The 23434-nt window shown below is 67.5% G+C and carries 20 protein-coding genes; 12 read left to right on the top strand and 8 right to left on the bottom strand.

Annotation, left to right across the window (positions count from 1 at the left end):
* The 5 genes from MYL53_RS05275 (at position 1) to sthA (ending at position 4575) form a co-directional block, all read left to right on the top strand.
* The gene (locus MYL53_RS05275) at positions 1 to 669 is read left to right on the top strand and encodes an NADH:ubiquinone reductase (Na(+)-transporting) subunit D (protein WP_247852525.1); all 669 of its coding nucleotides are present in this window, start codon (positions 1 to 3) and stop codon (positions 667 to 669) included.
* 1 nt (position 670) lies between these two features.
* Positions 671 to 1288, top strand: coding sequence for an NADH:ubiquinone reductase (Na(+)-transporting) subunit E (gene nqrE / locus MYL53_RS05270; RefSeq protein ID WP_247852523.1), 618 nt, complete (start codon positions 671 to 673; stop codon positions 1286 to 1288).
* A 67-nt stretch (positions 1289 to 1355) separates the two neighbouring features.
* On the top strand, positions 1356 to 2588 hold the full coding sequence (nqrF, locus tag MYL53_RS05265) for an NADH:ubiquinone reductase (Na(+)-transporting) subunit F (RefSeq protein ID WP_247852522.1): 1233 nt from the start codon (positions 1356 to 1358) through the stop codon (positions 2586 to 2588).
* 193 nt (positions 2589 to 2781) lie between these two features.
* The gene (gene nqrM, locus MYL53_RS05260; protein WP_247852520.1) at positions 2782 to 3039 is read left to right on the top strand and encodes a (Na+)-NQR maturation NqrM; all 258 of its coding nucleotides are present in this window, start codon (positions 2782 to 2784) and stop codon (positions 3037 to 3039) included.
* A gap of 144 nt (positions 3040 to 3183) precedes the next feature.
* Positions 3184 to 4575, top strand: a complete 1392-nt coding sequence (gene sthA, locus MYL53_RS05255) for a Si-specific NAD(P)(+) transhydrogenase (protein WP_247852519.1) — start codon at positions 3184 to 3186, stop codon at positions 4573 to 4575.
* Positions 4576 to 4666: 91 nt separating this feature from the next.
* Here the strand turns inward: sthA and MYL53_RS05250 are convergent, their stop codons facing one another.
* From MYL53_RS05250 to leuS, 6 genes are all read right to left on the bottom strand, one after another.
* Complete coding sequence (locus MYL53_RS05250; protein ID WP_247852517.1) at positions 4667 to 5104, bottom strand: DUF488 domain-containing protein; 438 nt, start codon at positions 5102 to 5104, stop codon at positions 4667 to 4669.
* Complete coding sequence (locus MYL53_RS05245; protein ID WP_247852516.1) at positions 5101 to 6072, bottom strand: PA2778 family cysteine peptidase; 972 nt, start codon at positions 6070 to 6072, stop codon at positions 5101 to 5103. The genes MYL53_RS05250 and MYL53_RS05245 overlap by 4 nt, the downstream gene beginning before the upstream one ends.
* 15 nt (positions 6073 to 6087) lie before the next feature.
* Entirely contained in the window at positions 6088 to 6483 is a 396-nt protein-coding gene (locus MYL53_RS05240; protein WP_247852514.1) for a PA2779 family protein, read from the bottom strand.
* 226 nt (positions 6484 to 6709) lie between these two features.
* Positions 6710 to 7768: a DNA polymerase III subunit delta gene (holA, locus tag MYL53_RS05235; protein WP_247852512.1), complete on the bottom strand. Its 1059-nt coding sequence runs from the start codon at positions 7766 to 7768 to the stop codon at positions 6710 to 6712.
* A 7-nt stretch (positions 7769 to 7775) separates the two neighbouring features.
* On the bottom strand, positions 7776 to 8267 hold the full coding sequence (locus MYL53_RS05230; protein ID WP_247852510.1) for an LPS-assembly lipoprotein LptE: 492 nt from the start codon (positions 8265 to 8267) through the stop codon (positions 7776 to 7778).
* Between the two features lie 28 nt (positions 8268 to 8295).
* Positions 8296 to 10878: a leucine--tRNA ligase gene (gene leuS / locus MYL53_RS05225; protein WP_247852508.1), complete on the bottom strand. Its 2583-nt coding sequence runs from the start codon at positions 10876 to 10878 to the stop codon at positions 8296 to 8298.
* A 238-nt stretch (positions 10879 to 11116) separates the two neighbouring features.
* Here leuS and MYL53_RS05220 point away from each other — a divergent pair, with 238 nt between their 5' ends.
* Positions 11117 to 11638, top strand: a complete 522-nt coding sequence (locus tag MYL53_RS05220) for a zinc ribbon-containing protein (protein WP_247852506.1) — start codon at positions 11117 to 11119, stop codon at positions 11636 to 11638.
* Positions 11639 to 11704: 66 nt separating this feature from the next.
* Here MYL53_RS05220 and MYL53_RS05215 read toward each other — a convergent pair whose 3' ends face one another.
* Complete coding sequence (locus MYL53_RS05215; RefSeq protein WP_247852504.1) at positions 11705 to 13036, bottom strand: hypothetical protein; 1332 nt, start codon at positions 13034 to 13036, stop codon at positions 11705 to 11707.
* Between the two features lie 428 nt (positions 13037 to 13464).
* Here MYL53_RS05215 and MYL53_RS05210 point away from each other — a divergent pair, with 428 nt between their 5' ends.
* Positions 13465 to 14709 carry a TonB-dependent receptor gene (locus MYL53_RS05210; RefSeq protein ID WP_247852503.1) on the top strand — a complete coding sequence of 415 codons (1245 nt, stop codon included), beginning with the start codon at positions 13465 to 13467 and terminating at the stop codon, positions 14707 to 14709.
* A gap of 79 nt (positions 14710 to 14788) precedes the next feature.
* On the opposite strand, the gene MYL53_RS05205 is transcribed toward MYL53_RS05210, so the two are convergent.
* Positions 14789 to 15685 (bottom strand): LysR family transcriptional regulator, encoded by an 897-nt coding sequence (locus MYL53_RS05205; RefSeq protein ID WP_247852501.1) that lies wholly within the window; start codon positions 15683 to 15685, stop codon positions 14789 to 14791.
* A gap of 195 nt (positions 15686 to 15880) precedes the next feature.
* Here MYL53_RS05205 and leuC point away from each other — a divergent pair, with 195 nt between their 5' ends.
* The 5 genes from leuC (at position 15881) to MYL53_RS05180 (ending at position 23429) form a co-directional block, all read left to right on the top strand.
* Positions 15881 to 17332, top strand: coding sequence for a 3-isopropylmalate dehydratase large subunit (gene leuC / locus MYL53_RS05200; RefSeq protein ID WP_247852499.1), 1452 nt, complete (start codon positions 15881 to 15883; stop codon positions 17330 to 17332).
* A gap of 3 nt (positions 17333 to 17335) precedes the next feature.
* Complete coding sequence (leuD, locus tag MYL53_RS05195; protein ID WP_247852497.1) at positions 17336 to 17989, top strand: 3-isopropylmalate dehydratase small subunit; 654 nt, start codon at positions 17336 to 17338, stop codon at positions 17987 to 17989.
* 173 nt (positions 17990 to 18162) lie between these two features.
* Positions 18163 to 19242 carry a 3-isopropylmalate dehydrogenase gene (gene leuB, locus MYL53_RS05190; RefSeq protein WP_247852495.1) on the top strand — a complete coding sequence of 360 codons (1080 nt, stop codon included), beginning with the start codon at positions 18163 to 18165 and terminating at the stop codon, positions 19240 to 19242.
* Positions 19243 to 19407: 165 nt separating this feature from the next.
* Positions 19408 to 20520, top strand: coding sequence for an aspartate-semialdehyde dehydrogenase (asd, locus tag MYL53_RS05185; RefSeq protein ID WP_247852493.1), 1113 nt, complete (start codon positions 19408 to 19410; stop codon positions 20518 to 20520).
* A gap of 389 nt (positions 20521 to 20909) precedes the next feature.
* Entirely contained in the window at positions 20910 to 23429 is a 2520-nt protein-coding gene (locus tag MYL53_RS05180) for a FimV/HubP family polar landmark protein (RefSeq protein WP_247852492.1), read from the top strand.
* Positions 23430 to 23434: the final 5 nt, after the last annotated feature.

Below are 23434 nucleotides of genomic sequence, written 5' to 3'. Positions count from 1 at the left end.
ATGTCTGCACCGACTCCCAAGGGCGTCCTGGTAACGCCGATCTTCAAGAACAACCCCATCGCGCTGCAGATCCTGGGGATCTGCTCCGCGCTGGCGGTGACCAGCAGCATGAGCGTGTCGCTGGTAATGACGCTGGCGGTGATGTTCGTCACGGCCCTCTCCAGCTTCTTCGTGTCGCTGATTCGCCACCACATCCCGTCGTCGATCCGGATCATCGTGCAGATGACCATCATCGCGTCGCTGGTGATCGTGGTGGACCAGCTGCTCAAGGCCTACGCCTATGACATGTCCAAGCAGCTGTCGGTCTTCGTCGGCCTGATCATCACCAACTGCATCGTGATGGGCCGCGCCGAAGGCTTCGCCATGACCAACAGCCCGGGCCTGTCCTTCCTGGACGGCATCGGCAACGGCATGGGCTATGGCTTCATCCTGATGACCGTCAGCTTCTTCCGCGAGCTGCTCGGCTCCGGCAGCGTGTTCGGCTTCACCGTGCTGCAGACCGTGCAGAACGGTGGCTGGTACGTGCCCAACGGCCTGCTGCTGCTGCCGCCGTCCGCGTTCTTCATCATCGGCCTGTTGATCTGGGCGATGCGCGCCATCAACCCGGAGCAGGTCGAAGAGACCGAATTCAAGATGAAGGAAAACACCCAGCCGAAGGAGGCCGTGTAAGATGCAACACTATCTGAGCCTGTTCGTCGCCTCGGTCTTCGTCGAGAACATGGCCCTGGCGTTCTTCCTGGGCATGTGTACCTTCCTGGCCGTGTCCAAGAAGGTCTCCTCGGCCATCGGTCTGGGCATCGCGGTCATCGCGGTGCTGGTCATCACCGTGCCGGTCAACAACCTGCTGCTGACCTATCTGCTGGATGAGGGCGCCCTGACCTGGACCGGTCTGCCCGGCGCCGAGAACATCGACCTGTCGTTCCTCGGCTACCTGAGCTACATCGGCGTGATCGCGGCCATCGTGCAGATCATGGAGATGTTCCTCGACAAGTACGTGCCGGCGCTCTACAACGCGCTCGGCGTGTTCCTGCCGCTGATCACCGTGAACTGCGCGATCCTCGGTGCGACCCTGTTCATGTCCGAGCGTAACTACAACTTCGGCGAGTCCGTGGTCTACGGCCTCGGCGCCGGGGTCGGCTGGGCGCTGGCCATCACCGCACTGGCCGGTATCCGCGAGAAGCTCAAGTACAGTGACGTGCCGGCCTCTCTGCAGGGCCTGGGCATCACCTTCATCACGGTGGGCCTGATGTCGCTGGGCTTCATGTCCTTCTCCGGCATCCAGCTCTGAGGCGGCTACCGGCGGCGCGTCGCGCGCCGCCGGTGTGACCAGTCAATGCTAGCAATAGGAAACCGACATGGTTGATACAACAGTCATCTTGCTCGGTGTGGTCATGTTCACCGTGATCATCATCGGTCTGACGGCGGTGATCCTGGCCGCCCGCAGCAAGCTCGTCAGCACCGGGGACGTGACCATCGAGATCAACGAAGATCCCGATCACACCCTGACCACCCAGGCCGGCGGCAAGCTGCTGAACACCCTGGCCGCCAACGGCATCTTCCTGTCCTCCGCCTGCGGCGGTGGCGGCTCCTGCGCCCAGTGCCGGTGCCGCGTGGCAGAGGGCGGCGGTTCGATCCTGCCGACCGAGGAGTCCCACTTCACCCTGCGCGAGAAGAAGGACGGCTGGCGGCTGTCCTGCCAGGTGCCGGTGAAGCAGGACATGAAGATCGAGGTCCCCGAGGAGGTCTTCGGCGTCAAGAAGTGGGAATGCGAGGTCATCGAGAACCCCAACGTCGCCACCTTCATCAAGGAGCTCAACCTGCGTCTGCCCGAGGGCGAGGAAGTGGCCTTCCGCGCCGGCGGCTATGTGCAGCTGGTGGCGCCGCCCTATGACATCAAGTTCTCCGACTTCGACATCGAAGAGGAGTACCGCGGCGACTGGGAGAAGTTCGGGCTGTTCAACGTCTCCCACAAGAACAACGAGGAAATCATCCGGGCCTATTCCATGGCGAACTACCCGGAAGAGAAGGGCATCCTCAAGTTCAACATCCGTATCGCCACGCCGCCGCCCAACACCGACCACCCGCCGGGCCTGATGTCCACCTACGTCTTCAGCCTGAAGCCGGGTGACAAGGTCACGGTGATGGGGCCCTTCGGCGAGTTCTTCGCCAAGGACACCGATGCCGAGATGGTGTTCGTGGGGGGCGGTGCCGGCATGGCACCGATGCGTAGCCACATCTTCGACCAGCTCAAGCGCCTGGATACCAAGCGCAAGATCAGCTTCTGGTACGGCGCGCGCTCCTGGCGCGAGACCTTCTACAACGAAGAGTACGACCAGCTGGCCGAAGAGCACGACAACTTCGAGTGGCATCTGGCGCTGTCCGATCCGCAGCCCGAGGACAACTGGGAAGGCGCGACCGGCTTCATCCACAACGTCCTCTACGAGAACTACCTCAAGGACCATCCGGCGCCCGAGGACTGCGAGTTCTACATGTGCGGACCGCCTATGATGAACGCCTCCGTGATCAAGATGCTGCTGGATCTCGGGGTCGAACCCGAGAACATCATGCTCGACGACTTCGGCGGCTGATCGCCCTCCGGCGACCTTCAGGGCTGGCCCACGGGCCAGCCCTGATTGGTTCCGCCGCCCGATATGCCGCTCGACCGGGCGGCATATCAGGCGACGGCACCCGTTGGGCACCAGGGGATCAAGACGGCACCTGGCGTTGTCTCAAGACCGACACCGTCCGGCCACACTCTCAGCGAACTCGATGGAGCACTCTATGAGCACCTTTCTCGTGGTACTGGCCTTCATGCTGCTGGTCATGGCCGCCATGGCCATCGGCGTGATCTTCGCCAACAAGCCCATCGCCGGCAGCTGCGGCGGCCTCAACAAGCTCGGCCTCAAGGAAGGCTGCGAGGTCTGCGGCGGCAAGGATGAGGTGTGCGAAGAGGAGAGCCGCAAGCGTCAGGGCGGCGCTCGCCGCCGCAGCGACGAGAATCGCGGCGCGGATCTCGGCTACGACGCGACACGCCGCTGATCCCGGTCGACACGATCTTCGAATTCCGGCGCTGAGCCGCCAGGGACGCGTGGCAACGGGCTGGTGCCGGAATGATCGGCGCCGTCAGAACGTAGCACCTCCTCGGCTTGGTCGCCTTCAAGCAACCAGACAAGCAGGGGAGTCATGGCAGTTCATAACTACGATGTGGTGGTGATCGGCACCGGGCCGGCCGGCGAGAGCGCCGCCATCAATGCCGCCAAGCACGGCAAGCGCGTGGCGGTGGTGGAGAAGCAGCCCGTGGTGGGCGGCAACTGCACCCACTGGGGCACGATTCCCTCCAAGGCGCTGCGCCACCAGGTCAAGCAGATCCTCTCCTTCAACACCAATCGTATGTTCCGCGACATCGGCGAGCCGCGCTGGTTCTCGTTCCCCAGGGTGATGGAGCGTTCCCGGGTCACCATCGACCAGCAGGTGGCGATGCGCACCAACTTCTATGCGCGCAACCGCATCGACCTCTACAGCGGCGTGGCGCGCTTCAAGGACGCCCACACCCTGGTGGTGCGCGGCGACGGCGAGAGCGTCGATGAGCTGGTGGCCCAACGGGTCATCATCGCCACCGGGTCGCGCCCCTATCGGCCGGCCGACATCGACTTCCGGCATCCGCGCATCTACTGCTCGGACACCATTCTTGGCCTCAACCATACGCCGCGTACCATGATCATCTTCGGGGCCGGGGTGATCGGCTGTGAATACGCCTCGATCTTCTCGGGGCTGGGGCTCAAGGTCGACCTGATCAACAGCCGCGATAGCCTGCTGTCCTTCCTCGACGACGAGATCAGCGACGCCCTGTCCTACCATCTGCGCAAGCACGGGGTGTTGATCCGCCACAACGAGGAATACGAGCGGGTCGAGGGCGACGAGTCCGGCGTGACGGTGTACCTCAAGTCCGGCAAGCGGCTGCGCGCCGACGCCTTCCTGTGGGCCAACGGACGTACCGGCAACACCGACGAGCTGGGGCTGGAGAACGTCGGCCTGGAGGCCAATGGCCGCGGGCAGCTGCAGGTCGATGAGCACTACCGCACGGCGATTCCTCATATTTATGCGGCGGGTGACGTGATCGGCTGGCCGAGCCTTGCCAGCGCCGCCTATGACCAGGGACTGAACGCCTGCGACGAGCTGCTCGATCGCGAGTACCGCTTCGTCAGCGAGGTGCCGACCGGCATCTACACCATTCCGGAGATCAGCTCCTTCGGCCGCAATGAGCGCGAGCTGACCGAGGCCAAGGTGCCTTACGAGGTGGCGCAGGCCTTCTTCAAGGATACCGCCCGGGCGCAGATCACCGGTGACACCGTGGGCATGCTCAAGATCCTGTTCGACCAGGACACGCTGGAAATCTATGGCATCCACTGCTTCGGCGACCAGGCCTCGGAGATCGTCCATATCGGCCAGGCGATCATGCAGCAGGAAGGCGGGGCCAACACCCTCGAGTACTTCGTCAGCACCACCTTCAACTATCCCACCATGGCCGAGGCCTATCGAGTGGCGGCGCAGAACGGGCTGAACCGGCTGTTCTGATCCGTTGAGAACGGTGAGCCTGAAAGAAACGACGGCGCCCCTGGGGGCGCCGTCGGTCGTTCATGCTAGTGGTTGACGTCAGTCGTTGATGTCAGTCGTTGGCGGGTGGCTCGAGCCCCTGGCGTCCGTAGCAAGGCGGCGAGCTGGGCTCGCGGTCGAGGGCATCTTCGGCCTCGATGGCCCTCAGCAATGCCTCGCGCAGGATCGGTAGGTAGGAGTCGTCGAGGTCGCGCACCGCCGACAGCAGGGTCAGGCGCCCGGTGCGGGCGTGGCGCATCAGCGGCGTCAGTACCTCGGGATGATCCCGCAACTCGCCGCGATAGCGCACGGCGAACACGGTGGGGTTGATCTCTCCCTCGTGGAACTGGCGCCGAAGGGTCGGCGAAGGCGAGGCATCGCGATACCAGTCGGCCAGCTGCAGTGACTCGCGGCGCTTGCCGCGGGGCCACAGCCGGTCGACCAGCACTCGGGCGCCGTCGTCGGGCTCGGGGGCCTGATAGACGCGCTTGAGGACGATATCCCGGCTCATGCGTCGTCCTCCATCTCCAGCGCCCGTTGCTCCTCGCGGGCGCGCGACTGCCAGGGGCCGGGCAGCGTCGCGGCGCGTGACAGCGCCTCCCGTGCGGTGTCGAGACGACCCCGATCGGCGGCGACGATGCCCAGGTTGAGCCAGGCCGGAGCCAGCGCCGGATCCGCCTTGACGGCGGCCTGGAACGCCTCGAGGGCGCCATCGGGATCGCCGGTGGCGTGCCGCGCATTGCCCAGGGCGAACTGCACGGTGGCGGACTCGGGGTGACGCTCGGCCAGGGCCTGCCAGGCGGGCAGGGCGGTCTCGCTGCCCTGTACCGTCTCGAAGTCGGCGATGGCTCGGGTGGCGGCCTCGGCCTCGGCGTCCGCCGGCAGCTCGCCCGGCGGCAAGGCGACGAAGGCCCAGCGGTCGCTGCGGGCCCAGGTGGCGTCGAAGCGGGCGAAGTCGATCTCCCGCTCCGGCGTCATGCCGGTGTGCAGCACCAGCTTCTCGGCCGGCAGGTCATAGCCGATGGCGACGGCATAGTGCCACTGGGGCCAGGCGGGCAGGGACAGGTTCTGCATCACCACCACCGGATGCCCGGACGCGAGCTCGTCGAGCAGGGCCGCGAAGTCGCTGTCGAGGCGGAAGGGGATCAGCCCGTGGCGGCGCACCGTGGCCAGCATCTCGGGCTGCACGCTGCCGTCGCGGCCGGGCAGGAAGACCTGGGGAATCAGCTCGTCCACGGTGGCGTCGCGGCCGGCAGCCTCGAGGGCCATGGCCAGCGCTGCGGGCCCGCACTGGTAGTCGCGCTGGCCGTGGAAGGGCACGTCATCGACCAGCGTCAGGGACGGCAGCGCCTGGCGGGTCTCGGGCGCGATCTGCGGAGCCGTGGCGCAGCCCGCCAGCAGCACAAGGCTCATCACCAGCGCAAGAACGCCCGCAGCGCGGGCGTTCTTGCGTCCGGTTGGCCGGAACAGGTCGGTCATGCGTGACCTCCCGGCTTAGCGGGTGAAGGGATAGACGTCGGTGAGGCCGAGGATGTCGGTCACCAGCAGGATGATGAAGACCGCGAACAGGGCGCCGACCACGCCGGCGCCGGCGGGCATCTGGTCGAGGCGGTCGGCCATCTGGCGGGCCTCGGCGTCGGACAGCGCGGCAACGCGGTCCTGCACTTCGGCCGGGGAGACGCCTTGGAGCAGCAGCTGCTGCTGGACGTCCTCGCGGGCCAGGACCCGGCGGATCTTGTCGCGATCCTGTTGGCTGGCCTGGGCGTCGAGCAGTGTGGTGGTGCCCACCAGTCCCTGATCGGCCGCCGGCACGGCGGCAACGGCAGGCAGGCTGCCGATGACCAGGGCGAGGATCAGGAGCGGGCTGAGGAGTCGGGTGAGTCGCTTCATGATGGCATTCCTTGTGTCTCGGGATGATCCGGCTCGGTGTCGCTCCACATGGGCGTCCTTGCGCCATGCCGGCGGCGATGCATCGACAGTATAGGGGATAAACGGGGGGAGTTTCACGGTTGTGCGTTGATTTCCAAACGGTTGCGTCCGTTTCGCCTGGCCGCTAACGGTCCCGCCCGGCGTATGAACTCGGCGCCCAGGGGGGGCGGAGACGATGCCGCGTCGATCAACCGACGCGGTAGGAGTGAGGCGACTCGGCCAGCAGGCCGCGACCGCCGGCGAGCGTCAGTGCCAGGTCGTGCAGGCCTTCCCACAGCGGGATGGGGCTGGCGCCCTTGATCGCCAGATCGAGACGCTGGGCGAACAGCAGCAGCTTGTGCAGGCGCTTCATCGGCAGACGCTTGAGTGCCTGCTGATAGGCGGGGCGGCGCTTGTCGAAGATCGGCGGTTTCTGGGCCTTGCAGGCGTGTTCCAGGCTCTGACCCTGATCGAGGTGCTGATGTAGCGACAGCAGCAGCCGCAGCTCGCGGGTCAGCGCCCACAGCACGATGGGCGGCTCGACGCCCTCGCCGCGCAGGCCGGTCATGATGCGCGACACCCGGGCGCGTTCGCCCTTGAGGCAGGCATCCATCAGCGTGAAGACGTCGAAGCGCGCGCTGTCCTCCACACCGCCGGCCACCTGCTGGGGCGAGATGCGCGCGCCGGGCGGCGACAGCAGGGCCAGCTTCTGCAGCTCCTGGTCGGCGGCCAGCAGGTTGCCCTCGGTGCGCTCGCCGAGCAGGCGGGCGGCATCGAGGTCGAGGTTCAGGCCGTGGTGCGAGGCGCGATCGCGCAGCCAGAAGTGCAGCCGCGAGACGTCCACCGGCCACACCGGAACGAACAGCCCGGCCTTGTCGAGGGCCTTGAACCAGGCGCTCTTCTGCTCGCGGAAGTCGAGCTTGCCGGCGGCCACCAGCAGCACGTTGTCGCTGCCGGCCATGCCCTCGGCGTACTCGCGCAGCGCCTTGGCGCCTTCCTGACCGGGCTTGCCGTTGCCCAGGCGCAGTTCGATCAGCTTGCGCGAGGCGAACAGCGACAGGCTGGCGGCGGCCTCGGTGAGCCGCCCCCAGGCGAAATTGGCCTCGACGTGGAGCACCTCGCGCTCCTCGATGCCCGCCTGACGGGCCGCGGCGCGCACGGCGTCACAGGCCTCGCGGTGCTGCAGCGGTTCGTCGCCGGCGACGATGATGACCGGCGGCAGCGACTTGGTCAGTGCGCTTTCGAGCTTGTCGGGAAAGACCTTCACGACGACCTCAGTTCGGCGACAGGGCGCGCAGGCGGTCCATCAGCCGGCGCACGGCCTCGCGGCGCAGTCGCTCGGTAGCGTCGTCGCGCAGTTCGTCGCCGACCAGCAGGTTGTTGTCGCTGAACGAGTAGCGCTCGCTGGCCTCCACGACCTGCTGATCGAGGCGGTAGGCGCCGTCGCTTGAACGCTGCACCGAGAAGGGCACGCTCAGCGTCAGCTCGCGCTCCTGGCTGCCGGAGTCGAGCACGCCGAGCTGTTGCTCCTCGACGCGCTCGGCGCCGAGGTTGAGTACCAGCGGCGCGTCGTCGCTGACGGTGACGCCGGAGGCCTCGAGCCGCTGGCTGACCAGACGCGAGAACTCATCGTCGGCGCCGGCCACGGCCAGCGCCGTCAGGTTCAGCGCCGGCTGGTCGAGGCCGCGCAGTCGGAAGCCGCAGCCGCCGAGGGTGAGGCCGGCGGCGCCGGCCAGGGTGAAGCGCAGGAAGTCACGCCGTTGCATTTGGCTCTCTCCTTGGCCGGCGGTCGGCTCAGCCGACCACGATGTTGACCAGCTTGCCCGGGACCACGATGACCTTGCGCACCGTCTTGCCCTCGACGTGGCGCTGCACGTTCTCGGCGGCCATCGCTTGTGCCTCGATGGCGGCCTTGTCGGCGTCGGCCGGGACGTCGAGGCGGGCGCGCAGCTTGCCGTTGACCTGCACCACCAGCTCGATGGTGTCGCGGGCCAGGGCGGATTCGTCGACGGCCGGCCAGCGGGCGTCGATGGCCGGCTCGGCGTGGCCGAGCTCGGCCCACAGTGTGTGGCAGGCGTGCGGGGTGATCGGGGCCAGCAGCAACACGCAGGCCTCGACGGCCTCGCGAGCCACGGCCAGGCCCAGCGGGCTTTCATCCTGGAACTTGCCGATCGCGTTGGTCAGCTCCATCACCGCGGCGATGGCGGTGTTGAAGGTGGTGCGCCGGCCGATGTCGTCGCTGGCCTTCTGGATGGTCTCGTGGGTCTTGCGACGCAGCTCGCGCTGAGCGTCGTTCAGCGCGTCGATGTCGAGCTCGCTCGGGGTGCCGGCCTCGACGTGCTCGGCCACCATCCGCCACAGACGCTTGAGGAAGCGATGGGCGCCCTCGACGCCGGAGTCGGACCACTCGAGGGACTGCTCGGGCGGCGCGGCGAACATCATGAACAGGCGCACGGTGTCGGCGCCGAAGCGGTCGATCATTGCCTGGGGGTCGACGCCGTTGTTCTTGGACTTGGACATCTTCTCGATGCCGCCCATCTCCACCGGCTGGCCGTCGTCGTCGAGCACGGCGCTCAGCGGGCGGCCCTTGTCGTCGCGCTTGACGGTGACGTCGGCCGGGTTGAACCACTCCTTGCCGCCGTTGGCCTCGGGGCGGTAGAAGGTCTCGGCGATCACCATGCCCTGGGTCAGCAGGCGCTGGAACGGCTCGTCGGACTCGACCAGGCCGAAATCGCGCATCAGCTTGTGGAAGAAGCGCGCGTAGAGCAGGTGCAGGATGGCGTGCTCGATGCCGCCGATGTAGAGGTCGACCGGCAGCCAGTAGTTGGCGCGCTCGTCGAGCATGGCCTCCGGGTTGTCGGCGCAGGCGAAGCGCGCGTAGTACCAGGAGGATTCCATGAAGGTGTCGAAGGTATCGGTCTCGCGCACCCAGCCGTCGCCCAGATCGCTGAACTCGGGCATCTTCTTGAGCGGCGAGCCGGAAGCGTCGACGGTGACTTCCAGCGGCAGGGCGACCGGCAGCTCGTCGTCGGTGAGCGGCACGGTCTGGCCCTCGGGGCCGTACTTGACCGGGATCGGCGCGCCCCAGTAGCGCTGGCGGGCCACGCCCCAGTCGCGCAGGCGGAAGTTGGTCTTGACCTCGCCGTGGCCCTGCTCGGCCAGGCGGGCGGCGATGGCGTCGAAGGCCGCCTGGAAGTCGAGACCGTCGAACTCGCCGGAGTTGATCAGCACGCCGTGCTCATCAAAGGCGCCCTGGCTGAGGTCCGGCGCCTGGCCGTTGTCGCCGGCGATCACCGGCTCGATGGGCAGCGCGTACTTGGTCGCAAACTCCCAGTCGCGCTGGTCATGGGCGGGGACCGCCATCACCGCGCCGGTGCCGAACTCCATGAGCACGAAGTTGGCCACGTAGACCGGCACGCGACGCCCGGTGAGTGGGTGCACGGCCTGGTAGCCGGTGGCCATGCCCTTCTTTTCCTTGGTGGCGAGCTCGGCCTCGGAGGTGCCGCCGTGGGCGCACTCCTCGAGGAAGTCGGCCAGTTCGGGATTGCCCTCGGCGGCGGCCTGGGCCAGCGGATGGCCGGCGGCCACGGCGACGTAGGTCACGCCCATCAGGGTGTCGGGGCGGGTGGTGTAGACGCGCAGCGGCTCCAGCGCGTTGTCCTCATGGTCGGCGACGTCGAAGGCCAGCTCCACGCCCCTGGACTTGCCGATCCAGTTGCGCTGCATGGTCTTGACCTGCTCGGGCCAGTCGACCTGGTCGAGGTCCGCCAACAGCTCCTCGGCGTAATCGGTGATCTTGAGGAACCACAGCGGGATCTCCTTGCGCTCGACCGGCGCGCCGGAGCGCCAGCCGCAGCCGTCGATCACCTGCTCGTTGGCCAGCACGGTCTGGTCGACCGGGTCCCAGTTGACCGTGGACATCTTCTTGTAGACCAGGCCCTTCTCGACCAGCTTGGTGAAGAACCACTGCTCCCAGCGGTAGTAGTCGACGTCGCAGGTGGCGAACTCTCGGTCCCAGTCGTAGGCAAAGCCGAGCGCCTTGAGCTGACCACGCATATAGTCGATGTTCTGGTAGGTCCACTCGCCTGGCGGCACCTGGTTCTTGATCGCCGCGTTTTCGGCCGGCATGCCGAAGGCGTCCCAGCCCATGGGCTGCAGCACATTCTTGCCCTGCATGCGCTGGAAGCGGGAGACGACGTCACCGATGGTGTAGTTGCGCACATGCCCCATGTGCAGCTTGCCGCTGGGGTAGGGGAACATCGACAGGCAGTAGAATTTCTCGCGGCTGGCGTCTTCCACGGCCTTGAAGCAGGCGTTCTTCTCCCAGTACTGCTGGGCGTCGCGTTCGATCTCTTGGGGCTGGTATTGTGCGTCCATCGCTGTCTTCGGGTACCTTGCTAGTCGAGCGCGGCGCGCGTGGCGCGGCGCATGTCAGCGGGCCTTGTCCGGCGTCAGGGTCGGCCCCATTACAGGGGGGAAGCCATTGATTCGCCGACGGCATATCGTCTAAATGGGAGAACCTCTGGGGCGCAAGGATACCCCAGCACGGCGGGCGCCGGCTATGGTGGCGGCGCCGCGACCCCGATGCGGACAGGACACGGACAGGAGAACAGCGATGAGCGATCAACCGCAAAAGCCCCATGAGGACCATCGCCTCAAGGATGCCTACGAACGCGTGCTGGAGCGGCTCAAGGAGGGCGCCGGCGAGCTGAACCGGGAGTCGCTGCAGAAGGAGCTCGACGAGGCGATCGAGTTCGAGGCCGACGTCGAGAACTTCACCCGGGACGAGCTATCGCTGCTGCGCGCCTGGGTCGATCGCGACCTCAAGGAGATGCGTCGCTATCTGAACGCCGGCGGACACAGCGTGGCCCACTGGCTGGGCGTCGATCTCTCGGTGCTGTCGCGGCGAGTGGTGGAATCGCTGCTGTCGATCGCCGATCGCGGCCTGATCGATCGCGAGCGGCTCGAGGACGACCTCGAGGCCTCGCGGGCCGATTACACCGCCGGCGAGATCGCCGCGCCGGGACGCATGGCCTGCACCCACTGCGATGCCATCGTCGAACTCGGTGAGATCGCCCGGCTCGAACCCTGCCATCAGTGCGGCCACCGCTACTTCGTGCGCGCGCCGCTGGATTGATCCCCCGGCCTCCTGAGAGTCATCCGATTCTCAGGGGGCATTTCCCTCCTCCTCGATCGTTGCCGATCACGCCAGCCAGGCGATCATCCCGACGACCAGCGTCGCCATGATCAGCGCATAGCGCAGGTTCTCGCGCATCATCAGCCCGCCACTGACGCCGTAACGGCCCTGCAGCGACAGATTGATCCCCGACAGCGGCCCCACGCTGGTGCCCACCGCCCAGGCCGACAGGGCGACGAAGGCGAACAGCGTCTGCTCCGACGCCGCCAGATCGAGCACCGAGGCCAGCACCGAGACGCCAATGATCGGGTGCAGCCCGATCACGGCGCTGACCACGATGGCCAGGAAACTCATCATGGCCTCGCCCATGCCGAAGTGCGCGAACAGCGTCCAGCCGCCCTCGGTGGCGGCGTCGGCGAGCGTCGACAGCCCCTGGGTGAGCAATCCCGCGCACAGGAACAGCGAGATCTCGCCGCGCATGGCCGGCAGCCGGGTCAGGGTGTGCTGGCGCAGGCGACCGGCGGTCCAGTGCAGACCGCGGGGCAGGTTGGCTGCCAGCGCCGTGCCGGGCATCAGGAAGGTGATGATGGCGACGATGGAGAGCGTTGGCGTCAGGCCGAAGTGAAAGCCCATCACCAGCGCGGCCATGATCACCGGCAGCAACAGGCTCCTCGGCGCCATCGAGAAGCCGGCGGTGTCGGTCAGGTCGAAGCGCCGCGGCAGCTCGATCAGCGTCACCAGTCCCGCGCACAGCGCCAGCGGTAGGCCGTGGGCCAGCACGGTGGCGTAGTCCATGCCCGGCGCCAGGGTGATGACGATGCCCATGGAGGCGAAGAAGGGCGACCACAGCGCGGCGCTGGACAGCCCGCGGTTGAGCGCCAGTAGCTGGGACGTCGTCAGCGGCGCCCGGCGTGCCAGGCGGTCGCCGACCATGAACACCGTCGACAGGTTGAGGATGGTGCCGAGCAGATGCACGCCGAGCCAGGTGCCGGCGAGGCCGCGCCGCCCGGTGACCGGCGGGCCCGAGGGGCGAGGAGAGCCACGGCGGTTGCCGATCAGGCCGATGAAGCTCACCCCGACCAGCATGGCCACCACCTGGGTGTTGGCGTCGAGCATGGCCGGCCAGTCCACCCGGGCGCCGTAGACGAATGCCGCGATCAGCAGCAGGCCGACGCCGATGCCCGCTAGCAGCCCCGCCTGGCGGCGGTTGCGGCGCGGCAGGTCGGGCCACAGCAGGGCGGTGCCCAGCCACAGGGCCGGGCCGGTCAGCACCTCGGCATCGGGCAGCCAGGCCAGCCCCGCGATGCGCGACAGCAGCCCGGCGAGGATCGCCAGGCCGGCCAGGGCATGGCGTAGGCCGACTCCGGAGGAGGTCGCTTCGGCGGTCTGGGCGGACATGGCGGCAATTCCTGGCAGGCGAGGGGCGGGCTTCGTTCCGTAAGCCCGACGGAAACATAGCATCCTAAGCAAGGAGCTAGAGGCTCACAAGCTGCACTTGGACGCTTCTTGGGCAGGATGGATTTTCTATTTTTGTGGCTTTATTGCCACTTTTTTATCGCTCTTTAGCTGATCAGCCTGCTCTTTTCTCTGCGCGCGATCTCATATCTGGTGCGCTGCTTGCAACGGTTGTTTGCTAACGATTTTTTTGTTGCAGTCTTGCGCCACAAAAATGACAACCGGCGCCTTCGACGTGCCGGAAAGGTGGCGTGCTGCCACTCCCAAAGATATCGAAAAGATTCACCAATGTTTGAGGGAACATAATGATTCGACACTCGCTCAAGGCGGCAGGCGTTGCCGTAGGAACGCTTGCTCTGGCCGGGCCGTCAATGGCGCAGTCCGAGCAGAATGCCGAGGCCATGCAGCGTCAGATCGATGCCTTGCGTGCCGAGCTGGCGCGCATGCAGGAAACGATCGACGCGCAGCAGGCCGAGCGTGCGCCGCGCGATGCTTCTTCCGATGATGTCTCCACTCGCGAGCTGGCCAAAGAGAACAGCGCGATTCTCGAGACCATGCGCAGTACCCAGATCAATGGCCAGCTCGAATTTGGCTCGGTCTTCAACGACTGGGACGATCGTGACAAGGAAACGGCCGGGGACATGGACTTCGGCAAGTTCAACCTTGGCGTCACCGGAGGTACCGGGAAGTTCAACTACTCCTTCCAGTATCGCTTCTATGACGGTTACGACTTCCTCCAGCACGGCTGGCTGGGCTATGACCTCACCGAGGACGACAGCCTCAAGCTGGGCCTGGTGCAGGCGCCGTTCGGCAACATGGACTATGGCTATCTCGGCTGGTACGGCACCCTGCCGTATATCGCGGGTTTCAATGACAACCAGAACGCCGGCCTCAAGTGGGACCACTCCCAGGGCGCATGGGATACCTCGCTGGCCTTCTTCAAGAGCGATCAGCTCGGCGATGGCAATGAGCATTACGGGGCTAATCCCGTGGGCAGTGGCGCTCAGGGCAACTCGGAAGAGAATCAGCTCGCCGGTCGTGTCGCCTATACCTTCGGCCAGGGCACCAATGCCACGACCGAGATCAACCTCTCGGCCAAGGGCGGCCAGCTCTACAATACCCAGACCGGCGACAGCGGCGACAGCTGGCAGGCGGCCCTGGGGCTCAGCGGCCAGTACGGCAGCTGGTCGACCCGGCTGCAGGCGACGACCTACGAATACAACGCCGAGAATCCGGCCGAGAGCGTCTCGGGCATCTCGGACGACGTGATCCAGATCGGTGCCTTCGGGTTCAACTATCTGATTCCGGCCGAGGCCGAGATGTACTCCGCCAGCCTGGCCTACAGCATGGACGTCGATCTGGGGCCGGTGGACAATCTCTATTTCTACAACGACTTCAGCATGATCGATCCGTCAGGCGATTATTCGGCCATCAACGGCGGCTTCGGCGATCAGAGGGATCCCATGCTCAACGATCTGGGCATGAAGGTCACCGCCGGTCCCTACTACGCCTGGTTCGACATCGTGACCAACAAGAACGGGCTGAACTACTTTGGCTCTCCCGTCGACGATGACTGGCACACCAGCTTCCAGACCCACGTCGGTCTGACCTTCTAGGACGACGGATCGTCACGACATCTGATACGCCCCGCGCCTCTGAAGCGGGGCGTTTTTCGTGGGCGGCCGCCTGCTTCCGCTAGTCTGGCCAGATCATGGCCTCTGGCGTGCGTGCCGCCTCGAGCCGATCGAGCATCGCCCGGGCGGCGTTGGAGAGAGTGCGGCTGCGGTGCACCAGGTAGCCCAGCGGGCGCTGGATCGGCGGGTGGTCCACCTCGAGCACGTGCAGCTCGCCGGCCGCGAGGCCTTCCGGCAGCAGGCTCCAGCCGAGGCCGATGGCGGTCATCATCTTCAGCGTCTCCAGGTAGTTGGTGGACAGCGTCACCGGCAGGCGCAGGCCGGCGGCGGCGAAGCGTGCCTCGATCAGCCCGCGGGTGAAGGTCAGCGGCCCCGGCAGTACGGCATCGAAGTCGCACAGTTCGCTCAGGGCCAGCGGGCCGCGCGCGGCCAGGGGGTGATCGTGGGCGCAGACGAAGCACAGCCGGTCGATCCATACCGGCACCACCTGGAGCTGGGCGTCGGGATGCGGGGCCAGGGTGGCCACGGCGATCTCCAGTTCGCCGTCGAGCACGCCCTGGTAGGCCTGCTCGGAGTCCTGGAAACGCAGGTCGAGGCGCACCTCGGGATGCTCGCGGGTATAGTCCTTGAGCAGCGGCGGCAGCCGGTGCAGGCCGATATGATGGCTGGTGGACAGGGTCAGGCTGCCGGCCACCTGTCCGCTCAGGTTGCCCAGCGCGCGGCGGCTGTCGTCCACCATCACCAGGATCTGTCGGGCGCGGGGCAGCAGCAGCCGGCCGGCCTCGGTCAGCGTCACCCGGCGGCCGATGCGGTCGAACAGCCGCGCCCCGACCTGATCCTCGAGCACGGCGATGCGCTTGCTGACCGCCGGCTGGGTCAGGTGCAGCTGCTCGCCGGCGCGGGAGAAGCTGCCGCCGTCGGCCACGGCGAGGAAGGCCTGCAGGCTCTGAGTGTCCATGGGTGCTCCCGGTCGTTTTTCTGTGATTCCTTTTTGGAATCCTTTGAATAAATAACATGAATTGCTTTTATGTGCGCGTCGCGGGACACTCCTGCAAAAGCGCCAAGCGCCAAGCGCCAAGCGCCAAGCGCCAAGCGCCAAAAAGACGAGAAGACCGACCGGACACGCACAGGGCCCAGCGCCCGGGAGAACGAGATGGCAGGCCAGACCCTCTACGACAAGCTGTGGTCGCAGCACCTGGTGAAGGAACGCGACGACGGCACCGCGCTGATCTACATCGATCGCCAGCTGCTCCACGAAGTGACCTCGCCCCAGGCCTTCGAGGGCCTGCGCCTGGCGAATCGCCGCCCGTGGCGGATCGACGCCAACCTGGCGACGCCGGACCACAACGTGCCGACCACCCTCAAGGAGCGGGCCGAGGGCAATGCCGGCATCAAGGACCCGGTGTCGCTGATCCAGGTCCAGACCCTCGATGACAACTGCAACGAGTTCGGCATCGAGGAGTTCCGCATCAACGACCCGCGCCAGGGCATCGTGCACGTGGTCGGCCCGGAGCAGGGCGCGACCCTGCCCGGCATGACCGTGGTCTGCGGCGACTCCCACACCGCGACCCACGGCGCCTTCGCCGCGCTGGCCCACGGCATCGGCACCTCCGAGGTCGAGCACGTGCTGGCCACCCAGTGTCTGCTGGCGCAGAAGATGAAGAACATGCAGGTGCGCGTGGAAGGCGAGCTCGGCGTCGGCGTCACCGCCAAGGATATCGTGCTGGCCATCATCGGCGAGATCGGCACCGCCGGCGGCACTGGCTATGCCATCGAGTTCGCCGGCAGCGCCATCCGCGAGCTGTCCATGGAAGGCCGCATGACGGTCTGCAACATGGCCATCGAGGCGGGCGCTCGGGTCGGCCTGATCGCCGTGGACGACACCACCATCGATTACCTCAAGGGCCGTCATTACGCGCCCAGCGTCGAGCAGTGGGAGGCCGCGGTGGCCGACTGGCGCGATCTGGTCTCCGACGAAGGCGCCGCCTTCGACAAGGTGGTGACCCTCGACGCCGCGGACATCGAGCCGCAGGTGAGCTGGGGCACCAGCCCCGAGATGGTCACCGGCATCGGCGGCGAAGTGCCGGACCCGGCCGAGGCGGCCGATGACACCGCGCGCACCGGCATCAGCCGCGCACTCGAGTACATGGGGCTGGCGCCGAAGCAGAAGATCACCGACATCCGCCTGGACAAGGTGTTCATCGGCTCCTGCACCAACTCCCGCATCGAGGACCTGCGCGAGGCCGCCAAGGTGGCGCGCGGCAAGAAGGTCGCCGATTCCATCAAGCTGGCCATGGTGGTACCGGGGTCCGGCCTGGTGAAGCAGCAGGCCGAGGCGGAAGGGCTCGACGCGATCTTCCGCGAGGCGGGCTTCGAGTGGCGCGAGCCGGGCTGCTCCATGTGCCTGGCGATGAACGCCGACAAGCTCGGCGCCGGCGAGCACTGCGCCTCGACCTCCAACCGCAACTTCGAGGGTCGCCAGGGCTACGGCGGGCGCACCCACCTGGTCAGTCCGGCGATGGCCGCCGCCGCCGCCATCGCCGGTCATTTCGTCGACGTTCGCGGGCTTGCCGCCAACGATGCCACCCAGCAGCAGGAGGCCTGAGCCATGCAGAAATTCGAACGTCTCCAGGGCCTGGTCGCGCCGCTGGATCGCGCCAACGTCGATACCGACCTGATCATTCCCAAGCAGTTCCTGAAGTCGATCCAGCGCAGCGGCTTCGGTGTCAACCTGTTCGACGAGCTGCGCTACCTCGACGAGGGCCAGCCGGGCCAGGACTGCTCGCAGCGTCCGCTGAATCCCGACTTCGTGCTCAATCAGCCGCGCTATCAGGGTGCCAGTGTGCTGCTGGCGCGCCAGAACTTCGGCTGCGGCAGCTCCCGCGAGCACGCGCCCTGGGCGCTGGCCGACTTCGGCTTCCGGGCGGTGATCGCGCCGAGTTTCGCCGACATCTTCTACAACAACGCCTTCAAGAACGGCATCCTGCTGATCAAGCTCCCCGAGGAGCAGGTCAATCGGCTGTTCCGCGAGACCGAGGCCGAGGAAGGCTATCGCCTCGACGTCGATCTCGAAGCCCAGCGCATCACCACCCCGTCCGGGGAGATCCTCGAGTTCGAGGTCGACGCCTTCCGCAAGCACTGCCTGCTCGAGGGGCTCGATGACATCGGCATCACCCTGCAGGATGAGGACGCCATCCGCGCCTTCGAACAGAAGCATCGCGCCGCGCGGCCCTGGCTGTTCCGCGATGAGGCTGGCGTTTGACGTTATACCCTGCATCAGTCTGGCGGCGGGGCTGATCCGGCGGCAGGCTTGCGAGAAGGCGCTGTGAACCCATCCATGGGCGCTACCGACGCCATCCCTGGCGTAGGACCTTCTCTGCGGCCTGCCCCCGGCGCCCCTAGGCCGCCCGGCCCTGAGGACACAAGGAAGATACGATGACACGCAAGATTCTGGTTCTCCCGGGCGACGGTATCGGCCCGGAAATCACCGCCCAGGCCAGCCGCGTGCTGGCCGCCTGCCAGGCCCGCGGCCTCGACGTCGAGGTCGAGGAAGCGCCGGTTGGCGGCACCGCCTATGACCTCGAGGGCTCGCCGCTGCCCGAGAGCACCCTGGCCAAGGCCAAGGCCGCCGATGCCGTGCTGCTGGGCGCGGTGGGCGGGCCCAAGTGGGACAAGCTCGAGGACATCAGCAAGCGCCCCGAGAAGGGGCTGCTGGGCCTGCGCAAGGCGCTCGGCCTGTTCGGCAACCTGCGCCCGGCGCTGCTCTACCCGCAGCTGGCCGAGGCTTCCAGCCTCAAGCCCGAACTGGTGTCCGGCCTCGATATCATGATCGTGCGCGAGCTCACCGGCGGCATCTACTTCGGCCAGCCGCGCGGCATCGAGGAGCGCGACGGCCAGCGGGTCGGCTACAACACCTACGTCTACTCCGAGGCCGAGATCGAGCGTATCGGCCGCGTCGCCTTCGAGATGGCCCAGAAGCGCGGCAAGAAGCTGTGCTCCGTCGACAAGGCCAACGTGCTGGAAGTGACCATGCTGTGGCGCGAGGTCATGGAGCGGCTGGCGCCGGAATACCCGGACGTCGAGCTGTCGCATATGTACGTCGACAACGCCGCCATGCAGCTGGTCCGCGCGCCCAAGCAGTTCGACGTGGTGGTCACCGGCAACATGTTCGGCGACATCCTCTCCGACGCCGCCGCCATGCTCACCGGCTCCATCGGCATGCTGCCCTCGGCCTCGCTCAACGAGTCCGGCCAGGGCATGTACGAGCCCTGCCACGGCAGCGCCCCGGACATCGCCGGCCAGGGCCTGGCCAACCCGCTGGCCACCATCCTCTCGGTGGCCATGATGCTGCGCTACTCGCTGGGCGAGGACGCGCTGGCCGAGCGCATCGAGGCCGCCGTGGGCAAGGTGCTCGACGACGGCCTGCGCACCGCCGACATCGCGGCCGAGGGCGCGCCCCGCGTCTCCACCCGCGAGATGGGCGACGCCGTGCTGGCCGCCTTCGAGGCGCTCTGATCGCCTGACGGCAGTGCACCGCCGAAGCGTTCGAGGCGATGAAAGTGGCAGGAAGCGTGCGTTTTCCTGCCATTTTGCGTCGTTTTCGCGACATCAAGGGTCGCGCTGCTAGGCCACGCTTTTTTCTGTAGACTAACGGGTTCATTTCTTTCTGGAGGGCTTCACATGTTGAAAGTCGGTTTCGTCGGATGGCGGGGCATGGTCGGTTCCGTGCTCATGCAGCGGATGGTGGAAGATGGAGACTTCAACGGCATCGAGCCGATCTTCTTCACCACCTCCCAGGTCGGCCAGGCCGGTCCCGACGTCGGCGTTGAGGTGCCTCCGCTGAAGGATGCCTTCGACCTCGAGGCCTTGAAGGCCCTCGACGTGGTCATCACCTGTCAGGGCGGCGACTACACCAAGAAGGTCTACGAGGACCTGCGCAACGGCGGCTGGAAGGGCTACTGGATCGATGCCGCCAGCACCCTGCGCATGGCCGACGACGCCACCATCGTGCTGGATCCGGTCAACCGCAAGGTCATCGACGAGCAGCTGGCCCGCGGTGCCAAGACCTTCGTCGGCGGCAACTGCACCGTCAGCCTGATGCTGATGGGCCTGGGTGGCCTGTTCGAGGCCGACATGGTCGAGTGGATGACCTCCATGACCTACCAGGCGGCCTCCGGCTCCGGCGCCAAGCACATGCGCGAGCTGCTCAACCAGATGGGCGGCCTGCGCGACAGCGTGGCCGACGAGCTCGCCGACCCGGCCAGCGCCATCCTCGACATCGATCGCAAGGTCACCGCGGCCATGCGCTCCGGCGACTTCCCGACCGACAACTTCGGCGCGCCGCTGGCGGGCAGCCTGCTGCCGTGGATCGACTCCAAGCTCGACAACGGTCAGAGCCGCGAGGAGTGGAAGGGCAACGTAGAGACCAACAAGATTCTCGGCCTGCAGGACAACCCGGTGCCGATCGACGGTCTCTGCGTGCGCATCGGTGCCATGCGCTCGCACAGCCAGGCGTTCACCATCAAGCTGCGCCAGGACGTGCCGCTCGACGAGATCGAGGAGCGCATCGCGACCCACAACGACTGGGTCAAGCTGATTCCCAACGACAAGGATGCCACCATCGACGGCCTGACCCCGGCCGCCGCCACCGGCACCCTGACCGTGCCGGTCGGCCGCCTGCGCAAGCTGGCCATGGGCGGTGAATACCTGTCCGCCTTCAGCGTCGGCGACCAGCTGCTGTGGGGCGCGGCCGAGCCGCTCAAGCGCATGCTCAAGATCCTGCGCGAGCAGTGATAAATCACTGATTCATTGCTGCGCTCGATATCCTGGCCGCCGGCGGTCCCGAGGCGTCGGACCGTCACAAGCCTCATTGAACAACCAGTCAACTCCGGTTGTTCCGTTCCGGCGGCGGCCAGCCTCTCATCGCTCGCGACATGAATCAGCGACTTATTTTTCATCCCTGTCTGATGGGGATGTGGCGGGGCGTCTCCTTCGGGAGGCGCCCCGCCTGTCGTTCGGGCGGGCTCGCCCTTTCGTGGATCAATGGGTTACGTTGAAAGTACGAGAGAGGGGTGGCAGTGCTGCAGGGCCACCAACGAGCCGAATGTGTTAGACCAATAAGCCAGACATCGTATCGATCGCCCTGCATCGGCGCGCCCGGACAGGGGATGGCAAGGGGGCCCATGAAACGCACGCTATCGCTTACCACACTGCTGCCGCTGTCTCTGTTCAGTCCGCTGGCGCTGGCCCTGGGGCTCGGCAATGCCGAGGTCGGCTCGACCCTCAACGCGCCGCTGCGCGCGACCATTCCGCTGACCGACACCGCGGGGCTCGAGGCGGGGCTGCTCAACGCCTCGGTGGCCGATGGCGACGCCTATCGCGCCGCGGGGCTCGCGCGCACGCCGCTGGCGGCCAGCGTCGACCTGGCGATCAGGCGGCGGCAGGGGAGGCTGGTGCTGGAGCTCTCCACCGAGCGTGCCGTGCGCGATCCCTGGCTCGACCTGCTGCTGCGCTTCGACTGGCCGGGCGGCCGCCAGCTGCGCGAGGTGACGCTGCTGCTCGACCCGCCCGACTATGCCGCCATGCCGGCGCTGGTCGAGGGCAGCGGGGCGGTGCGCCTGGCCACGACGACGTCCTCGACATCGCCGGCGTCGACGGCGCCCGCGCGGGCCGTGTCGTCCGTCGGCACCGGCGATCCGGCCCGGGTGCGCAGCGGCGATACCCTGTGGGCGGTGGCCGGCCGGCTGCGGCCCGACAGCGGCATCGGCATGAATCAGATGATGCTGGCGCTGGTCCAGGCCAACCCCGAGGTCTTCCCCAGCGGCAACATCAACGAGATGCGCGCCGGCTTCACCCTGACCGTGCCCTCCCGCGAGACGATCGCCGCGCGTTCCCCGGCGCGGGCCGCCGAACTGGTGCAGGCCATGAACAGCGCCTGGGCCCGCCGCGGCGGCGGGGCGCCGGCCCCGGTGCCGCTGGGCGCTGCCGAGCCGGCCGTGGCCGAAGCGCCGGCGCCCGAGGCGAGCGCCGACGAGGCCGCGGTCGCGTCGCTCGAGGGCGCGCGCGATTCCTCGGGGGACGCGGCGCCGCGCCTGACCCTGTTGACCGACGAGGAGGTCGCCGCCGGCCTGGGTGGCGACGGCGTCGATGTCGGTAGTGCCGGGGGCGGTGTCAGTGCAGAGAGCGGCGAGGCCGGCAGCGCGGAAGAAGGGGCGTCCCCGACGTCACCCGGCGCCGCCGAGCGAATCGATCCCGAGGTGCTGGCGGCCATCGCCGGGCGCGGCGGGCTGACCGACGACGAACGGCTGCTGCGTCTGGAGCGGCGCTTCCAGCAGAGCCGTGCGGCTCTGGCCGAGGTGCAGGCCGAGCGTGACGCGCTGAAGGCCGAGGTCGGCGGGCTGCGCGAGGAGCTGGATGCGCTGCGCGACCGGGTTGCGGCCCTGGCGGCCGGCGGCGCCGGCATCGATGCGGCGGGGGCCGGTGGCGTGGCAGCGCCCGAGAGCGGCGTTGTCGATGACGGCCAGACGCGTCCCTGGTGGGGCGCGCTCTATCAGGGCGCGGTCGAGCGGCCGCTGGTACTGGGCGGCGTGGCGATCGCGCTGCTGTTGGCGCTGTGGGGGCTGGTGCGCCGGCGTCGCGATGACGAGGCGACGACGCCGAGTCCCGCCGCCTTCGGCGAGAATCGGGTCATTCGCCCGCCGGGCGAGCCGGCGACGCCGGATGCCGGAGGCGAGGCGGTCGCCGCCCCCGCTCGTTCCGTGCGTGCCGGCATGCCCGAGGCCGAGGCGATCAGCGAGGCGGATATCTTCATCGCCTACGGCCGCTACGACCAGGCCCGCGAGTTGCTGGAGGCCGGCGTGGCGCGCGAGCCCGAGCGTGACGACCTGCGCCTGAAGCTGATGCGGGTGCAGCTGGAGCAGGGCGACCGCGCCGCCGCCGAGGCTCAGGCCGAGCGACTGCGCGCGTCGCAAGACGACGCGGTCCGCCGCGAGGCGTCGCGTCTGATGGGGCGGCCCTCCGCCGGTGCCGAGGCGGCCCATGTCACCGAGCGTGCCGTGTTCAGCGCCTCGGACGAGCGTCCGCCGCGGCTGTTCGAGGAGCGCGACGAGTCGCCGGAGGCCGCATCCGGCAAGCCGACTTCGAGCGCGGCACCGGAGGACCTGTCGCGCTATCGTCCGCCGGAGATCGAGCCGTCGGCGGAGGCGGAGCCCGGCAAGCCGCCCGAATCCGACGCCGCTGACGAGTCGTCGTCATGGCCGGTGCCCGGCAGCGACGAGCAGGGCGATCAGGCCGATGAGCCCGAGCCGACGATGCCGCAGGTGAGCACCCGTCAGAAGGAAGACGGCAGCCGGATCATCGACTACCGGCCGCCGACGCTGGAGCCGGCGGTGCCCCGCGAGGAGACGCCGAGCCAGCCGGAGGTCGAGTTCACGTCGGGCGAGGATGCCGAGGATGGCGCCCGCGACGTGGGCGATCCGTCGTCGTGGGATGTCGAGGAGGTGGCGTTCCCGCCGCTGCCCGGGGATAATGACGCTCCCGACGACGCGGCGCCCGCGGCCGACCCCCTCGACGAGGCACGCCACCTGATCGAGGTCGGCGAGGTGCGCGAGGCGCGCGTCATGCTGGAGCGCTTCCTCGAGGCGTCCGATGACGCCGCCGCCCGACAAGAGGCCCGCGACCTGCTCGACCGCCATCAGCCATGAAGAAC

The sequence above is a fragment of the Halomonas getboli genome, from assembly GCF_023094245.1.
GTDB classification, from domain to species: Bacteria; Pseudomonadota; Gammaproteobacteria; order Pseudomonadales; family Halomonadaceae; genus Halomonas; species Halomonas getboli.
This window is presented reverse-complemented; position numbering and strand designations above follow the sequence as displayed.

Excerpts from the sequence above, each read along its gene's own strand:
- nqrF (WP_247852522.1), top strand. The coding sequence starts at position 1,356 with ATGGTTGATACAACAGTCATCTTGCTCGGTGTGGTCATGTTCACCGTG.
- MYL53_RS05245 (WP_247852516.1), bottom strand. The coding sequence starts at position 6,072 with ATGACCGACCTGTTCCGGCCAACCGGACGCAAGAACGCCCGCGCTGCG.
- asd (WP_247852493.1), top strand. The coding sequence starts at position 19,408 with ATGTTGAAAGTCGGTTTCGTCGGATGGCGGGGCATGGTCGGTTCCGTG.
- leuS (WP_247852508.1), bottom strand. The coding sequence starts at position 10,878 with ATGGACGCACAATACCAGCCCCAAGAGATCGAACGCGACGCCCAGCAG.
- MYL53_RS05240 (WP_247852514.1), bottom strand. The coding sequence starts at position 6,483 with ATGAAGCGACTCACCCGACTCCTCAGCCCGCTCCTGATCCTCGCCCTG.
- MYL53_RS05205 (WP_247852501.1), bottom strand. The coding sequence starts at position 15,685 with ATGGACACTCAGAGCCTGCAGGCCTTCCTCGCCGTGGCCGACGGCGGC.
- MYL53_RS05250 (WP_247852517.1), bottom strand. The coding sequence starts at position 5,104 with ATGAGCCGGGATATCGTCCTCAAGCGCGTCTATCAGGCCCCCGAGCCC.
- leuC (WP_247852499.1), top strand. The coding sequence starts at position 15,881 with ATGGCAGGCCAGACCCTCTACGACAAGCTGTGGTCGCAGCACCTGGTG.
- nqrM (WP_247852520.1), top strand. The coding sequence starts at position 2,782 with ATGAGCACCTTTCTCGTGGTACTGGCCTTCATGCTGCTGGTCATGGCC.
- nqrE (WP_247852523.1), top strand. The coding sequence starts at position 671 with ATGCAACACTATCTGAGCCTGTTCGTCGCCTCGGTCTTCGTCGAGAAC.
- MYL53_RS05180 (WP_247852492.1), top strand. The coding sequence starts at position 20,910 with ATGAAACGCACGCTATCGCTTACCACACTGCTGCCGCTGTCTCTGTTC.
- leuD (WP_247852497.1), top strand. The coding sequence starts at position 17,336 with ATGCAGAAATTCGAACGTCTCCAGGGCCTGGTCGCGCCGCTGGATCGC.
- MYL53_RS05275 (WP_247852525.1), top strand. The coding sequence starts at position 1 with ATGTCTGCACCGACTCCCAAGGGCGTCCTGGTAACGCCGATCTTCAAG.
- MYL53_RS05210 (WP_247852503.1), top strand. The coding sequence starts at position 13,465 with ATGGCGCAGTCCGAGCAGAATGCCGAGGCCATGCAGCGTCAGATCGAT.
- MYL53_RS05220 (WP_247852506.1), top strand. The coding sequence starts at position 11,117 with ATGAGCGATCAACCGCAAAAGCCCCATGAGGACCATCGCCTCAAGGAT.
- sthA (WP_247852519.1), top strand. The coding sequence starts at position 3,184 with ATGGCAGTTCATAACTACGATGTGGTGGTGATCGGCACCGGGCCGGCC.
- MYL53_RS05215 (WP_247852504.1), bottom strand. The coding sequence starts at position 13,036 with ATGTCCGCCCAGACCGCCGAAGCGACCTCCTCCGGAGTCGGCCTACGC.
- leuB (WP_247852495.1), top strand. The coding sequence starts at position 18,163 with ATGACACGCAAGATTCTGGTTCTCCCGGGCGACGGTATCGGCCCGGAA.
- MYL53_RS05230 (WP_247852510.1), bottom strand. The coding sequence starts at position 8,267 with ATGCAACGGCGTGACTTCCTGCGCTTCACCCTGGCCGGCGCCGCCGGC.